The 13554-nt window shown below is 55.3% G+C and carries 15 protein-coding genes and 1 pseudogene; 7 read left to right on the top strand and 9 right to left on the bottom strand.

Going from position 1 to position 13554, the window contains the following annotated elements; translation table 11 throughout:
- Positions 1 to 35 precede the first annotated feature (35 nt).
- Positions 36 to 632 carry a DUF937 domain-containing protein gene (locus tag ACQK2Q_RS04095; protein WP_425408473.1) on the top strand — a complete coding sequence of 199 codons (597 nt, stop codon included), beginning with the start codon at positions 36 to 38 and terminating at the stop codon, positions 630 to 632.
- 23 nt (positions 633 to 655) lie between these two features.
- On the top strand, positions 656 to 1087 hold the full coding sequence (lysM, locus tag ACQK2Q_RS04090) for a peptidoglycan-binding protein LysM (protein ID WP_425408472.1): 432 nt from the start codon (positions 656 to 658) through the stop codon (positions 1085 to 1087).
- 73 nt (positions 1088 to 1160) lie between these two features.
- On the opposite strand, the gene ACQK2Q_RS04085 is transcribed toward lysM, so the two are convergent.
- The gene (locus ACQK2Q_RS04085; RefSeq protein ID WP_425408471.1) at positions 1161 to 1364 is read right to left on the bottom strand and encodes a cold-shock protein; all 204 of its coding nucleotides are present in this window, start codon (positions 1362 to 1364) and stop codon (positions 1161 to 1163) included.
- A gap of 245 nt (positions 1365 to 1609) precedes the next feature.
- The gene (gene dksA / locus ACQK2Q_RS04080; RefSeq protein ID WP_425408470.1) at positions 1610 to 2026 is read right to left on the bottom strand and encodes an RNA polymerase-binding protein DksA; all 417 of its coding nucleotides are present in this window, start codon (positions 2024 to 2026) and stop codon (positions 1610 to 1612) included.
- A 355-nt stretch (positions 2027 to 2381) separates the two neighbouring features.
- On the opposite strand from dksA, the gene ACQK2Q_RS04075 reads away from it, so the two are divergent.
- Positions 2382 to 2714 carry a hypothetical protein gene (locus ACQK2Q_RS04075; RefSeq protein ID WP_425408469.1) on the top strand — a complete coding sequence of 111 codons (333 nt, stop codon included), beginning with the start codon at positions 2382 to 2384 and terminating at the stop codon, positions 2712 to 2714.
- Positions 2715 to 2952: 238 nt separating this feature from the next.
- A pseudogene (locus ACQK2Q_RS04070) lies at positions 2953 to 3390 on the top strand (lysozyme); the annotation flags it as partial.
- A 479-nt stretch (positions 3391 to 3869) separates the two neighbouring features.
- On the opposite strand, the gene ACQK2Q_RS04065 reads toward ACQK2Q_RS04070, so the two are convergent.
- Complete coding sequence (locus tag ACQK2Q_RS04065; protein ID WP_425408468.1) at positions 3870 to 4475, bottom strand: uracil-DNA glycosylase family protein; 606 nt, start codon at positions 4473 to 4475, stop codon at positions 3870 to 3872.
- Positions 4476 to 4583: 108 nt separating this feature from the next.
- Positions 4584 to 5870: a NupC/NupG family nucleoside CNT transporter gene (locus tag ACQK2Q_RS04060; RefSeq protein WP_425408467.1), complete on the bottom strand. Its 1287-nt coding sequence runs from the start codon at positions 5868 to 5870 to the stop codon at positions 4584 to 4586.
- Positions 5871 to 6055: 185 nt separating this feature from the next.
- Here ACQK2Q_RS04060 and ACQK2Q_RS04055 point away from each other — a divergent pair, with 185 nt between their 5' ends.
- The gene (locus ACQK2Q_RS04055) at positions 6056 to 7543 is read left to right on the top strand and encodes a phosphomannomutase/phosphoglucomutase (RefSeq protein ID WP_425408466.1); all 1488 of its coding nucleotides are present in this window, start codon (positions 6056 to 6058) and stop codon (positions 7541 to 7543) included.
- Here the strand turns inward: ACQK2Q_RS04055 and ACQK2Q_RS04050 are convergent.
- Together ACQK2Q_RS04050 and ACQK2Q_RS04045 are read right to left on the bottom strand one after the other, a co-directional pair.
- Positions 7540 to 7866 (bottom strand): hypothetical protein, encoded by a 327-nt coding sequence (locus ACQK2Q_RS04050; protein WP_425408465.1) that lies wholly within the window; start codon positions 7864 to 7866, stop codon positions 7540 to 7542. The two genes, ACQK2Q_RS04055 and ACQK2Q_RS04050, sit on opposite strands and share 4 nt — an antisense overlap.
- A gap of 40 nt (positions 7867 to 7906) precedes the next feature.
- A complete protein-coding gene (locus ACQK2Q_RS04045) occupies positions 7907 to 8611 on the bottom strand; it encodes a Crp/Fnr family transcriptional regulator (RefSeq protein ID WP_425408464.1) in 705 nt (234 codons plus the stop codon).
- Between the two features lie 102 nt (positions 8612 to 8713).
- Here ACQK2Q_RS04045 and ACQK2Q_RS04040 point away from each other — a divergent pair, with 102 nt between their 5' ends.
- The gene (locus tag ACQK2Q_RS04040; RefSeq protein ID WP_425408463.1) at positions 8714 to 9553 is read left to right on the top strand and encodes a sterol desaturase family protein; all 840 of its coding nucleotides are present in this window, start codon (positions 8714 to 8716) and stop codon (positions 9551 to 9553) included.
- Positions 9554 to 9678: 125 nt separating this feature from the next.
- A complete protein-coding gene (locus tag ACQK2Q_RS04035; protein WP_425408462.1) occupies positions 9679 to 10398 on the top strand; it encodes a hypothetical protein in 720 nt (239 codons plus the stop codon).
- Positions 10399 to 10453: 55 nt separating this feature from the next.
- On the opposite strand, the gene ACQK2Q_RS04030 is transcribed toward ACQK2Q_RS04035, so the two are convergent.
- Genes ACQK2Q_RS04030 through dusA form a run of 3 tightly spaced genes read right to left on the bottom strand, consistent with a single transcriptional unit; the run spans position 10454 to position 13340 of the window.
- Positions 10454 to 11506: a beta-ketoacyl-ACP synthase III gene (locus ACQK2Q_RS04030; RefSeq protein ID WP_425408461.1), complete on the bottom strand. Its 1053-nt coding sequence runs from the start codon at positions 11504 to 11506 to the stop codon at positions 10454 to 10456.
- 16 nt (positions 11507 to 11522) lie between these two features.
- Complete coding sequence (locus tag ACQK2Q_RS04025) at positions 11523 to 12350, bottom strand: sulfite exporter TauE/SafE family protein (RefSeq protein WP_425408460.1); 828 nt, start codon at positions 12348 to 12350, stop codon at positions 11523 to 11525.
- Positions 12351 to 13340, bottom strand: coding sequence for a tRNA dihydrouridine(20/20a) synthase DusA (gene dusA, locus ACQK2Q_RS04020; protein ID WP_425411117.1), 990 nt, complete (start codon positions 13338 to 13340; stop codon positions 12351 to 12353).
- Positions 13341 to 13554 lie beyond the last annotated feature (214 nt).

Here is a 13554-nt window from a genome sequence, read left to right as displayed (position 1 = left end):
CCGGTCGTGGGACCGATTATGGGGTGGAGATATCCATGTCTTTGATGGACCAGCTAACACAGGTTGTCGCAAACCAGATGAGCCAGCAGGCGGCTCATAAAACCGGCCTTAATGAAGGCCTTGCCGCAAAAGTGATGCCGATGGCCATGGCGGCGCTCATGGCGGGATTGAAGAAAAACGCTTCTCGTCCGGAAGGCGCCGCAGCGCTTGCGAACGCATTAGACCGTCATGATGGAAGCCTGCTCAATAATGTCACTCAACTAGGCCGTGATGACGTTCTCGCGGACGGTCAGAAAATTCTGGGTCATATTCTCGGCGGCAAACAATCTCAAACCGAACGCGCGCTTGCAAAAACCGCTGGCGTTGATCAGGGAGAGATTGCGCAACTCCTCGCCATGGCCGCCCCGGCTGTTCTCGCTTCCCTCGGCCGCGCAAAACGCGAACAGGGACTGGATGCCTCCGGGCTTGCAGGTCTGGTGACCGAAGAAAGCGTGCGTGTTCAACAATCAGCGCCGCAAGAACTTAGCGGCCTCATGGGTTTTCTCGATCAGGATGGTGATGGCGATTTTAAAGACGACGTTCTTGAGCAAGCCGGCAAAAAACTGCTGGGCGGTTTGTTCGGCCGTAAATAGCCCGCGAAAAGGAGATAGAGGAAATGATATTCAAATTCGCCCGTGAAGCCGGGGAAAAACTCCGCGAAGGCGTCAGCAATATGGCTGACGGCATCAAGGATCGTATACAGGGCCATAAAACTGACGTGAAAGATCTCGAAGTCGAGGAATCCGGCGACGGCCGCATTGTCCTGAAAGGCAGGGCGAAAAACCGCGCTGAAGCGGAAAAGGCGATTGTCGCGGCCGGCAACACGCCCGGCGTCGGCGAAGTCGACGCCCACATCGATATTGAAAACGAGCCGGACCAGACTGTGTTTTATACCGTTAAAAGCGGCGACACGCTGTCTAAAATCGCCAAGGAGCACTACGGCGACGCTTCGAAATACCCCGCCATTTTTGAAGCCAACAAACCCATGCTGTCCGATCCCGACAAAATCTATCCCGGTCAGACATTGCGCATACCATCGCAAAGTTAGCGAACGTCATCTTCGCAAACAAAAACGGCGCTCTTTCGAGCGCCGTTTTTTCGTTCATACTTGCAAGAAAGCTTTAGAGCGCTTTCAGATCGGCCGCAGATTCTTTGCCGCGATCCATGGCGATTTCATAAGAAATCTTCTGGCCTTCATCGAGCTGGCGCATGCCGGCGCGTTCAACGGCCGTGACGTGAACGAACACGTCCTTGCCGCCGTCGTCCGGCTGGATGAATCCGTAGCCCTTTTGGCCATTGAACCATTTTACAGTACCTGTCGCCATTATTCGTCTCCTTGACATTTAGGCGCGCCGCCTCTTCTCCAAGAAACAGCATCTATAACCCCGCTTTTTACAACGGGGCCGGTTAGCGCAAATCGTGTCTTGGAAGTGGTCGAAAAAGAACCCGGCTAAAGGTTCCTGGCAGACAGAAAGTCGGCCGCGTTCGGCTGCGGCCCAAAACAGAAGTTGCAGCGCCGCATATAGGCGCGGCGAAACCTTTATGCAAGCGATGTCAGGCCGGTTTAACCCTAGTCGTCGCGGTGGACTTTTTCGGCCTTTTCGTGGCGCTCCTGCGCTTCCAGAGAAAGGGTGGCGATCGGACGCGCATCTAGACGGCGCACGCCGATAGGCTCGCCGGTCTCTTCGCAATAACCATATTCGCCCGTTTCCAGCCGCCGAAGGGCTGAATCGATTTTGGCGATCAGTTTGCGCTGACGGTCGCGCGTTCGTAATTCCAGCGCTTTTTCCGTTTCGCTGGAAGCGCGGTCGGCAATATCGGGAAGCTGATTGTTTTCTTCCTGTAAATTGCTGAGCGTGCCCTGACTTTCCTTGATAATGTCCTGTTTCCAGGACAAAAGCTTTTTCTTGAAATACTCCTTTTGTCGATCGTTCATGAACGCTTCGTCCTCAGACGGACGATATTCTTCTACCTCGGACGCCGACATGCTGTTTCTCCCAGCTTACGCTAATTGTCTCGCCGCAAACTTGCCCCGGACGAGTCGCGGCTTTCTATAGCCATCTGACCTTGGCGGCTCAAGCCGCAATTGCCCCCGGTCAGCTCTCAATCGGCCTTAAAAGCGAATGATTGATTTTCAGTTGCGGTGCTCGCGCATGCAGTGCGCCGAAGGCGCGGCTTTTACAAAATTGTTTTGCTGCACCGCCACATAAAGAGCGCCGTGATCCAGACAATTTCAATCAAATCCGAAAGCCTTTGTTTTCCACGACCGCTTATAGATCGTCGCTGACCAGAAAAAGAAACGCATCGCGCGTGCGCACAAAAGCAGTTGAGGAACAAAGACAATGACGACCATTACGTTCGAACGGGAATATAATGCTGCGAATTGCGTGCGCTCCCTGATCAGCGTTACAGAAGCGCTCAGCGACCTCATCGCGCGGGAAAACAGCGCCCTCAACGCGGGCCGCGCCGAAGAAATCCGCCCCTATCAGGCTGAAAAAGCGCGTCTCGCCGCTTCCCACGCCCGTTCGATAAAAACGCTCTCGGCCAACCGGGCGGCGTTTTGCGCCGTGGAAGAATCGCTGCTGATCGAACTGCGCACGCTGACAACAGATTTCGAAACCCGCCTAGAAGAGCAGCAGGCGCTCATGGAGAATCCGGCTGACGCCACGGCCTGAACTTTATCCGCGCCCGCGACGCGCGTTTTACGCACTGTTGTTGCTTCAAAACTACTTGATATAAAGCCGGAAAAATTCGCTAAAACACGGGTTTATCTCACAAAATACCGCTCTCGCCCTTGGCGCGCGAAAGCGCTGTCTCATGAAAAAGTGAGAATCCTTGCGTTCGTGCGCTACTTTTCGCCCAGATTTGCGTTTATGCTTTATTAAGCACTGTAGCGGGGTTGGGAGTTTTTCCGTGCGAACATCACCAAGCGGTATTGATCTAATCAAGCGTTTTGAAGGTCTTGAGCTTGAAGCGTATCAGGATATCGCCGGTGTCTGGACCATCGGCTATGGCCATACAGGCGATGATGTCGAACCCGGCATGAAAATCAGCGAAAGAGACGCTGAAGAGCTTTTAAAGCGCGATTTAAGACCGCGCGAACAGGCGGTTGATAACGCCGTCAAAGTTTCCCTGAACCAGAATGAATTCGATGCGCTGGTCAGCTTTGTCTACAATGTGGGCGTAGGCGCGTTCCGGGGATCCACAGCCTTAAAACGCCTGAACAGGGGCGATCGCGTCGGCGCGGCTGACGCGCTGACCTGGTGGAACAAGGCGACGGTCGGCGGCGTCTTGCGCGAAGTGATGGGCCTGACGCGCCGGCGCGCTTCTGAGCGCGCGCTGTTTTTGACGCCGGCCGAACCGCCGCGTGTGCGCGATCCGGAAGATATCGAAGAGAATTCCCGCGCTGAACCGGTGGAAGACGCGCCGCGGCGCGGCAATGTTGCGGAAAGCAGGACCGTGCAAGGCGCGACCATCGCCGGCGGCGCCGGCGTGGCGTCCTCCACGCTCGGACGCGACAATGCTGAAGAGCTCGATCAAATCGAAACTAACATCGAAAACGGCACAGGGATGACCGAAAATCCCAGCGCCGGTGAAGGCTCCAGCCCGCCCCCCAGCGCCGGGGGAAGCAGCGAATCGAATGGCGGAACCTCCGGTTCCGCAGAAGGCGACGATACCGGCGAAATGGTGGAGGTACCGGCCGAGCGTCCCTCCAAGCATGAGGCGCACGCCGTTGAAGCGCAGGTGCAGTTCGCGCTGCTTATCCTGATTGTTCTGTCCGTCCTATTTGTGATTTTCGCGCGCTTTGACGACTGGCGGAATTATCGTCGCTAGGACGGCAGCAAGCTTCGAACCCGCTTGCGCAGCACTGGCAGCAACTCAGCCTCGAACCAGCTGTTTTTCTTCAGCCACCCATTATTGCGCCAGGACGGATGCGGCGTTGGAAAATATTCCGGCGCAAATTTCCGCCAGTTTTTCACGTTTTGCGTCAGCGTTTTTTCCGCGCCCGTCCCGAGATGCCATTTTTGGGCGTAAGCCCCGACCAAAATCGCTGTTTCCACGTTCGGCGCCGCCGCCATTAATCGGGAACGCCATTGCGGCGCGCATTCTTTCCGGGGCGGCAGGTCGCCCCCTTTGCCGTCATATCCGGGAAAGCAGAACCCCATAGGAATGATCGCGATGCGCGCCGCGTCGTAAAATTCTTCATCGCTGACCCCAAGCCACGCGCGCAGCCTGTCGCCGGATGGGTCCGTAAACGGCCGCCCGCTTTTGTTGACGAGATTGCCTGGCGCCTGACTGAATATCGCGAGGCGCGCCGCGCCGGAGACTTGCAAAACCGGTCTGGGCTCATGGGGGAGCGGATCGCCGGCGGGCGTTTCAACGCATAAACGGCAGGCGCGGATATTGCTGACAAGACGCTGAAGATTTTCAGGCATGCGATTATTCTCTCGCCTCAGCACGCGAAATCAACTTTTATTCCCGGGCTACATGCGCGATTGTCGCCGCACGCGTTTTTTTACGTTCGGCCGTCTAGCGGGTGAATTTTAACCGATCCAGATCAGACCGATCACGGCTCCGGTCATCAATGTTGCGAGCGTGCCGGCGACAAGCGCGCGCGGCGCCAATGCGATCACATCCTGACGCCGACCCGGCGCCAGCACAGTCAGACCGCCGATAACGATGCCGAGGCTTGCAAAATTGGCGAAGCCGCAAAGCGAATAGATGATGATCAAAAAGCTGCGTGGACTGAACGTTCCGTCCGGGACTGCAGAAAGGCGCGAATAGGCGACAAGCTCGTTTACGGCTGTCTTGACGCCCATAAGCGAGCCTGCGCTGAACGCCTCGCTCCAGGGAACGCCGGCCAGCCACATTAACGGCATGAAGATCACGCCGAGAATGCGCTCCAGCGTTAACGGCGCGCCCGCCACATCCGGAGCGGCGCTCAGCATAATGTCAATCAGCGCCGCAAAAGCGGTGAATGCGATTAAAGCGGCGATAATGTTCAGGTAAAGGCCCAACCCGTCAGTAACGCCGCGAACAAAGGCGTCCATCGAACTGGCGTATGAAAAATCATCGGCCGCGTCGGCGCTTGTCGGCACGACGTTTTTTTCTTCAGGGATCATCACCTGCGCCATCAGGATTGCAGCCGGAACGGAAATAATTGACGCCACGATGATGTGGCCGAGAATCGACGGGTCGATATTTTGCAGAATAATGGCGTAAATCGCCATGACGGACCCGGCGACAGTTGCGAACCCGCCGGTAATGATGACAAACAGCTCCGACCTCGAAACCCGTTCAAGATAAGGGCGGATCATAAGCGGCGCTTCTGTCTGGCCCAGAAATGTGTTCGCCGCCGCCGAAAGCGCCACGGCGCCGCCCACCCGGAAAATTTTCTCAAGGGCGAACGCAAATCCGCGAACAAAGAACTTTAATACGCCCCAATGCCACAACAGCGCTGAAAGCCCGGAAAAGAAAATCACCAGCGGCAGCGCGCCAAAAGCGAAATTGAACATGGCGCTCTGGTTGGTGATTTCAAAAGGCGGCTCCGCGCCGCCGAGATAGCCAAAGACAAAGGACGTGCCCACCTGTGTGGCCGCCTGCAGCGCTTCCACAACGGCGCGCAGGCTTTTCAACGCTTCGCGCGCCGGCGGCAGATAAAGCAGAAACAGAGCGATCCCGATTTGCGCCGCCACAGTCCAGACCGCAGCGAAAAACGGAAACCGCAGCTTCGCGCTGGAAAACAGCCAGGCGATAAAAATAAACGCGACGAGCCCTATCGCGCTCTGTCCGCGCAAACCGATATCGGCCAACTCGAATGGCAGCTCCATCGTACCCCAGCTTCCCCGGCCCCTCGCCTGTCCGGCAGCGCCGTCTGAATGACCCTCTTGCAGCCCGGGACTATGCGCATACGAGGCCTGATTGTCACTGATTCACGGCAATTTTATTCATGGGTTGCAGCATGCGCAGACACCGCTAGATTGCGGCTCCCACAAAGCTGGTAAAGGATTTCCCCATGCTGCCGCAGCCCCGCGCTGATCTTTCCGCCAATACGTATGAGTATGAAGTCACGCCCCTGGTGAAACCTACAGGCTTTCGCGAATATGACGCCCGCTGGGTGTTTGAAAAGGAAATCAATCTCCTTGGGATACAGGCGCTGGGTCTGGGGCTTGGCACATTGATACGCGAGATGGGGAAAGACCCGCGCATTGTCGTCGGTCATGATTTTCGCGGCTATTCGGCGTCGATCAAGCAAGCGCTGATTGTCGGTCTGATGAACGCCGGTATTGAAGTGAACGATATCGGCCTCGCCCTCTCGCCGGTCGCCTATTTCGCGCAATTCGATCTCGACATCCCTTGCGTCGCCATGGTGACGGCGAGCCACAATGAAAATGGCTGGACCGGCGTGAAAATGGGCGTTGAAAAGCCGTTGACGTTTGGGCCTGATGAAATGGGGCGCCTGAAAGATATTGTTCTGAAAGGCGAAGGTAAGCCGCATGCGGGCGGCGCATACAAATATGTCGAAGGCCTCAGGGACCGCTATATAGACGACATCGTCTCCGGCGTTCAAATCAAACGCAGGCTGAAGGTTGTCGCCGCCTGCGGCAACGGCACCGCCGGCGCTTTTGCGCCGGAAGCGCTCGAAAGGCTGGGCGTTGAGGTGATCCCCATGGATGCTGAGCTTGATCACACCTTTCCCCGCTATAATCCCAATCCGGAAGACATGGAAATGCTGCACGCCATGCAGGCGGCTGTGCGTGAACATGATGCCGACATGGCGCTGGGGTTTGACGGCGACGGCGATCGTTGCGGCGTCGTGGATGACGAAGGCGAAGAAATTTTCGCCGATAAGATTGGCGTTCTCATCGCGCGCGATTTGTCGGCTATCCACGAAAATGCGCAGTTTGTTGTCGATGTGAAATCGACGGGTCTGTTCGTTACCGATCCGGTATTGATCGAAAACGGAGCGAAAACCGAATACTGGAAAACCGGCCATTCCTATATAAAGCGAAAAAGCCATGAGATGAATGCGCTCGCCGGTTTTGAAAAATCCGGACATTTCTTTTTCAACGCGCCTGTCGGGCGCGGATATGACGACGGTCTTGTGGCCGCCATCGCGCTTTTGCAGATGCTGGACAGAAGTCCCGGCAAAAAACTTTCCGATCTGCGAAAGTCTTTGCCGAAGACTTATCAATCGCCGACTATGTCGCCGCATTGCCCTGATGAAACAAAATACGGCGTCGTTGAAAAAATCGTTGCTGAATTATCCGGCCGCAAGGAAATCATCGGTCAGAAAGTTCGCGATGTCGTAACAGTGAACGGGGTTCGGATTACCGCTAAGGACGGCACATGGGGATTGATCCGGGCGTCATCCAACAAACCGGAACTCGTCGTGGTGATTGAAAGTCCGGTTTCGGAAAAAAACATGAAAGCCATGTTCGCTGAACTCGACGAGGTTTTAAGAAAACACCCCGAGGTTGGCGAATATAATCAGAAAATTTAGCCGGCCTGCTTGGCGGTATCGCCGTCTTCAGCCAGATTCATGCGGCTGGCCTTGTCCTGATGCGGTTTTTCGCCTGAGGACTTGTCAGATGCCGATTTGTCAGAAGTCGACGATGTCGCTTCTTCCACGGTATCGACGCTGCGCCCTTCGCTGTCGACCGGCTTGTAGATCACCGTTTGGCCGTCAGACGTGCGGATTTCCAAAGCGTCGCTCGCTACAGCCTTTGCCTGCGCCCTGCGGCGCGTTTTCAAAAAACTGTTCAGGGCGATAACGCCTTTACCGAAGGCGAGCGCCGTCGTCGCAAGTGAAAATAGTTTCCTCATACAATATTGAACGCATCCTGCCCGGGTTTGGTTCCAATCATTAGAAAGAATGCCCGTATGTGAGCGGTGAAAGCGGCGTATTTTCCGCAATCCAGGATTTCAGCCCTGAAAGATCGGGGATTTGTATTTTGCCGTAGCCGAGCGAGATCAATCCTTCAGTTTGCAGCGCGCTCAAGGCCTTGCCGATCGAAACCCGCGATACGCCAAGCGTAAACGCAATTTCAGATTGATTTGCGTTTACGACGGTTGCATCTTCCGCAATTGAGGCGCGCGTGACAATCAATTTTGCAGCGCGCGCCTTGAGCGGCAAACGCCGCATATCGTCCAGAAATTCCAGCGTCAGATACAAGCGCTCCGTTGTCACCTTCATCATCATTCGCGCCAGCTCCGGCTCCTCATCGAAAATACGGTCGAAACGTTTTTTCGAAATCTGATCGATAAGGGTTTGCCCTATTGCAATTGCGTCTTGGGTGCGCGGCAAGTCCACAAACAACGTAGCTTCGCCGAAGAAATGACCAGGCCGCATAACGCCGGTTGAGACAAGCGAGCCGTCCAGACCCGGATTTGTGAACCGGACGCCGCCTTCATGAATGATGGAAAGCCCGCGCTTGGAGTCGCCGCGGGAATGAATAACAGCGCCATCGGCATAGGCGACACGCACCGCCGCTTTAGTTAACCGCGTCATTACGCGCGGCGAGAGGAGCGCGTTCTTTGCGTTGGTCGCAAGCGTAAAATCTTCGCTCATAAATGTACAAATGCTAAGTTTTTAGCATTATCACCGGATTTTTCGCGTTAAAGCAAGTGCAGATACAGTCAACACGCCAGGAAAAGCTACGGAATTACAATCATGCAAACGCATATGGTGGTTATATTAAGTGTTCTGGCGACATTCATTGTTCTGGAAATTATTTTTACCGGTTTTTTTAAAAAGCGCGGCCAGTCGACGAGCGACGCTGTTGTAGAAATTATCAGCACCCTGACGCTCATCTTGCTCAGCCAGCCGCTGGCGCTTCTGGGCGGGGGGCTGATCGCGGCTGCAATCGCGCCAGGAGCCGCCGGATCTCTTGCGCATTTGCCGTTACTCGCCGGCGTCGGTATTTTCCTCATATGCGACGACATGGTGCAATATTGGTGGCATCGCGCCTCTCATACATTCCCTTGGCTGTATAATCTGCACCGTCCGCATCATAACGCGCCCTATCTGTCCATCAGAGTCGTTTATAGAAACAATCTGTTTTATTATCTCTTCATGCCAAATCTGTGGATTTCGGGAGCGCTGATCTATCTTGGCCTTGGCTGGGTTTACGTTGGCTACGTTGTCGTCAAAATGACTGTCATCTATGCAGCGCACAGCGATGTTCGCTGGGATGAACCTCTTTATAAGATTAAATGGCTTTCTCCCCCCATGTGGGTCGTCGAGCGTCTGATTTCGACGCCGGCGACCCATAGTGCGCATCATGGAAAATACGCATCGGACGGGATCACGAATTACAAAGGCAATTACGGCAATCTTTTATTTTTGTGGGATGTGATTTTCGGAACTGCGAAAATAACGAGGCGCTATCCGGAAGAATTTGGCGTTGAGAATTTGCCTGAAACCAGCATTTCCGAGCAACTCATATGGCCGATCGCGCATACGAAAATTGGTAAAAAGCCTGTGAAAGTTGCAGCTGAGCAGCGCATCTGACCTTATGCGTATTGAAGATTGAGCATATTCTTCAATTTTATATTTTTTTTTGAAACTTCTGACTCGCTTCCAGCGTTATTAACCATGTTGCGTAGTTTTATAACGCCAAAGTCAGGAGTAATTTTATGTTACCGATAATTCGCCGCGCGCGAAAAATGATACCCGCAGCGGCGCTTGCAACCGGCCTGATGTTCAGCGGAGCCGCCTCCGCCGCGCATCTAGATTTTGAAGGCTATTTTCAATTCACGCCATTAAATGAATCTGGCGTCAGCGGCGACGGCACAATCACCTACGACGCCGACAATATGCTGCTTAATGTCAACATTATCGCCGAAGGGCTAACGCCCAATCAAACCCATGCTCAGCACATCCATGGACGTTTTGATGATGACGGCAATCCCATCGATTCCGTCAACCCTACGCTTGCGCTTGACGGCAATGGCGGACCCGTTGACGGCGTCATTTCCGTACCGGAAGGCGCCAATGCCTACGGCCCGATCATATTGGGCCTGACGGATAGCGGCGGCATGTTCCCGACCGTGGGCGATGATGGCGTGCTGAATTTCTCGCAAACGTATGACCTTTCTGATTCCTCGCTTCTGGCGGATGGATTTGAAGTCGCGGATCTGTTTGATTTGTTCCTGCGTGAAATTGTGCTGCATGGCGGCATTGTACCCGGCTCCATTGCAGACGATGCAGGCGAATTTCGCCCGTCACTGCCGGTTGCATCGGCGGAAATTGGCGAAGTCCCCATCCCCGGCGCTGCATTGCTGTTCTTGACAGGCGGCTTGGCCGGCGCGTGGCGTTTCGGTAAGAAAAAACTTCGCGTTCAAAACGCGTCGTAAATTTCTGATCTGAGCCGAGGAAGGCCGCGCTTGTGCGGCCTTCCGCCTTTCTCGCTTAATAACGCACCAAGGTCGAACCCCAGGCGAGCCCGCCGCCCAAGGCTGCGAACACAAGTAGCTCGCCGCGTTTGACCCGGCCGTCCTTTATACCGGCGTCCAGCGCCAGCGGGATTGAAGCCGAAGATGTGTTTGCGTGTTTGTCTATAGTCACGACGACCTTGTCCTCGTCCAGTTCCAGCTTTTTCGCACATGACTGAATTATCCGGATATTCGCCTGATGCGGCACAAACCAGTCGATTTCATGCCGGCTGACTTTCGCGCGTTCAGTTACCTCGAAGACGGCGTTGGAAATCTGTTCAACGGCGTTCCGAAACACTTCCTTGCCGTTCATACGCACAAGACCCACGGTTCCCGTGCTGGATGGCCCGCCGTCTGCGTAGAGATGTTTTGCAAGCCGGCCGTCAGAAGATAAATACGTCGCCAGTATGCCGCGAGGTTCACGAGCCGTCTGCGAATCCTCGCCGCTCAAGACAACCGCGCCCGCGCCATCGCCGAAGAGTACGCAGGTCGCGCGGTCTTCCCAATCAAGAAAGCATGACAGTTTTTCCGCGCCGATAACAAGCGCATGCTCCACCTGCCCGGTGCGGATGAAATCATGCGCGATATTCACGGCATACAGGAACCCTGCGCAGGCGGCGGATAAATCGAAAGCTATGCCTGGCGGAACGCCGAGTTTTTCCTGAACATAAACGGCGGTGGCGGGAAAGGTTTTGTCCGGCGTGACCGTCGCCACTATAATAAGGCCGATATCGCGCGGTTTTAGCCCAGCGTGGTCCAGCGCATTCCAGGCGGCTTTCGCCGCTAAATCAGACGATGTTTCACCGTCAGCCGCGAAATGACGCTCGCCGATGCCGCTGCGGCTTCTGATCCATTCATCGGAGGTATCGATTTTTTTCGCCAGATCCTGATTGGTGACGACATTTTCAGGCAAATAGGACCCGACGCCCGCAATCACGGTTTCGATTATCGACATGCCGTTTTCCCCTTTCGCCATGTCTGCATATTCGACATTTACCGGCGTTCCCTTTCCTGCATAATGATACTGCAACGCACAAAAATCCAGCTTATCCCCAGAAAATATCCCAGGCGAGGCTGGCGGCGGCGATCAGCACGTATACGCCGAAGATTTTCGACAGGATATCAGCGTTCAGGCGATGCGCCGCCCGCGCGCCCAGCGGCGCAGCGAAACCCGCCGTCAGCGCTGTGGCCGTAAAGGCCGCAATGTTGACATACCCGATACTGGAAAAAGGCGTTCCCGCCAGCCCCCAGCCGGAAATGATGAAACCGATAACCGCGGGCGCCGCGACGGCAACGCCAAAACCGGCCGAGGTCGCGATCGCCTGATGCATGCTCCGGCCGGAAAGGGTCATCACCATCACGCCAAGCGCGCCGCCGCCGATTCCCATCAAACTGGAAAAAAGACCCGTGCCCAGCCCCAACGGTATTTTCATCCGTTTGCGCATCAGGTTCAGCGGCGCCGGCGGCGCCTTTTTTCTCGAAAACAACCGCCGCCACGCCACGTAAAAAGCGCCGGAAACAAATATTACAGCCAGTATTTCCGCCGGCGCCCAGCGGACCGCCAAACCGCCTATGGCGGCGCCGGCTGCAATCCACGGGGCCCAGGCGCGAAGCATGTCTCCATCGACACTGCCGGCGCGGTGATGCGCAGCCAGAGAACGAAGCGATGTGACAATAATGACGGCCAGAGATGTCCCGATCGCTGTTTTGAGACTTATCTCGTCGTCAAATCCGAGCGTTTGAAACACTGCGTAAAATGCCGGCGTTGTGACGATACCGCCCCCGACGCCGAAAAGCCCGCCGGCAAAGCCCGCGATAAATCCCGCCATCAGTAATGCGATCACAAGCGGACCGTATTCGAACGCGAATGTCATCTAGGCGGCGTCGCGGCGCGCGCGCATGGCGCCAAGCGCCCCTTCAAGAATGTCATCGCGTAAAACGCCGGCGTTTTCCGACAAAAATCGCCGCCAGGTTCTGGCGCCAGGCGCGCCGTGATAAAGACCGATCATATGCCGGGTGATCGAATGCGGCCGGACGCCGTTTTCAAACTCTTTTTTTACATATGCCGACATTGCAACTGCGATATCATCGCGCAAAGGCGGCGTTTCAGAACTGTCAAAGAAAGTCGCATCGACCTGTGATAACAGATACGGCGCGCCATACGCCGCCCGCCCCAGCATGACGCCGTCAAAGTCAGCAGTAAATCTCGCAGCATCGTTGATCGTTTCAATGCCGCCATTGATAATAACGGAGAGATCGGGCCGCGCACGCTTGAGCCTACGCACGAGATCATAGTCGAGCGGAGGCACGGTGCGATTTTCTTTCGGCGACAATCCCTGCAGCCAGGCCTTGCGTGCGTGCACGATGAAAATCTTAACTCCGGCGTCGGCGACCGTCTGGACAAAACTGAAAAGGCTTTGCTCAGGGTCCTGGTCATCCACGCCGATACGGCATTTTACGGTAACGGGAATATCTACTTTTGCCTGCATCGCGCTGACGCATTCAGCCACAAGTTCCGGCGTTTTCATGAGGCAGGCGCCAAACGCGCCGGACTGCACGCGATCCGATGGACAACCAACGTTCAGATTGATTTCATCGTATCCGAAATCCTCGCCGACCGTGGCCGCTTTCGCCAGCTTCGCAGGATCGCTGCCGCCCAGCTGTAGCGCCACGGGATGTTCGCTGTCGTGAAAGCCCAGGAGGTATTCGCGATCGCCATGGATGGCGGCGTCTGCTGTAATCATTTCGGTGTAAAGCCGCGCGTGCTTCGTCATCAGCCGGTGAAAATACCGGCAATGGCGATCCGTCCCGTCCATCATCGGGGCTACGCAGAACCTGTGCGTATGCGGACTGGTTTTTTGCATCATTTCAATGGTGTAGAGTCAATCCGCGCCGGCATCAACCGTTTTATGTTCCCGTTCCGGCGCTGTATGTGCGGCTATATGATTAATGACGCTTGAGAAATAATACTGGCGACGGATACGTCGCCACGTTCACAATATCGCGTCAATCGATAAATTGCGCTTAGTGAATAGAGTGTGAAGGCCAGGCGTTTTTCGCCGTATGACTGATCACAGT

The organism is Hyphococcus sp. (assembly GCF_965228385.1).
In the GTDB taxonomy this organism is placed as follows: domain Bacteria; phylum Pseudomonadota; class Alphaproteobacteria; order Caulobacterales; family Parvularculaceae; genus Hyphococcus.
This window is presented reverse-complemented; position numbering and strand designations above follow the sequence as displayed.

Coding starts and splice junctions, on each gene's coding strand:
- ACQK2Q_RS04025 (WP_425408460.1), bottom strand. CDS start 12,350: ATGACATTCGCGTTCGAATACGGTCCGCTTGTGATCGCATTACTGATG.
- ACQK2Q_RS04050 (WP_425408465.1), bottom strand. CDS start 7,866: ATGAGGAAACTATTTTCACTTGCGACGACGGCGCTCGCCTTCGGTAAA.
- ACQK2Q_RS04060 (WP_425408467.1), bottom strand. CDS start 5,870: ATGGAGCTGCCATTCGAGTTGGCCGATATCGGTTTGCGCGGACAGAGC.
- dksA (WP_425408470.1), bottom strand. CDS start 2,026: ATGTCGGCGTCCGAGGTAGAAGAATATCGTCCGTCTGAGGACGAAGCG.
- ACQK2Q_RS04035 (WP_425408462.1), top strand. CDS start 9,679: ATGTTACCGATAATTCGCCGCGCGCGAAAAATGATACCCGCAGCGGCG.
- ACQK2Q_RS04055 (WP_425408466.1), top strand. CDS start 6,056: ATGCTGCCGCAGCCCCGCGCTGATCTTTCCGCCAATACGTATGAGTAT.
- lysM (WP_425408472.1), top strand. CDS start 656: ATGATATTCAAATTCGCCCGTGAAGCCGGGGAAAAACTCCGCGAAGGC.
- ACQK2Q_RS04045 (WP_425408464.1), bottom strand. CDS start 8,611: ATGAGCGAAGATTTTACGCTTGCGACCAACGCAAAGAACGCGCTCCTC.
- ACQK2Q_RS04040 (WP_425408463.1), top strand. CDS start 8,714: ATGCAAACGCATATGGTGGTTATATTAAGTGTTCTGGCGACATTCATT.
- ACQK2Q_RS04065 (WP_425408468.1), bottom strand. CDS start 4,475: ATGCCTGAAAATCTTCAGCGTCTTGTCAGCAATATCCGCGCCTGCCGT.
- ACQK2Q_RS04095 (WP_425408473.1), top strand. CDS start 36: ATGTCTTTGATGGACCAGCTAACACAGGTTGTCGCAAACCAGATGAGC.
- ACQK2Q_RS04075 (WP_425408469.1), top strand. CDS start 2,382: ATGACGACCATTACGTTCGAACGGGAATATAATGCTGCGAATTGCGTG.
- ACQK2Q_RS04085 (WP_425408471.1), bottom strand. CDS start 1,364: ATGGCGACAGGTACTGTAAAATGGTTCAATGGCCAAAAGGGCTACGGA.
- dusA (WP_425411117.1), bottom strand. CDS start 13,340: ATGCAAAAAACCAGTCCGCATACGCACAGGTTCTGCGTAGCCCCGATG.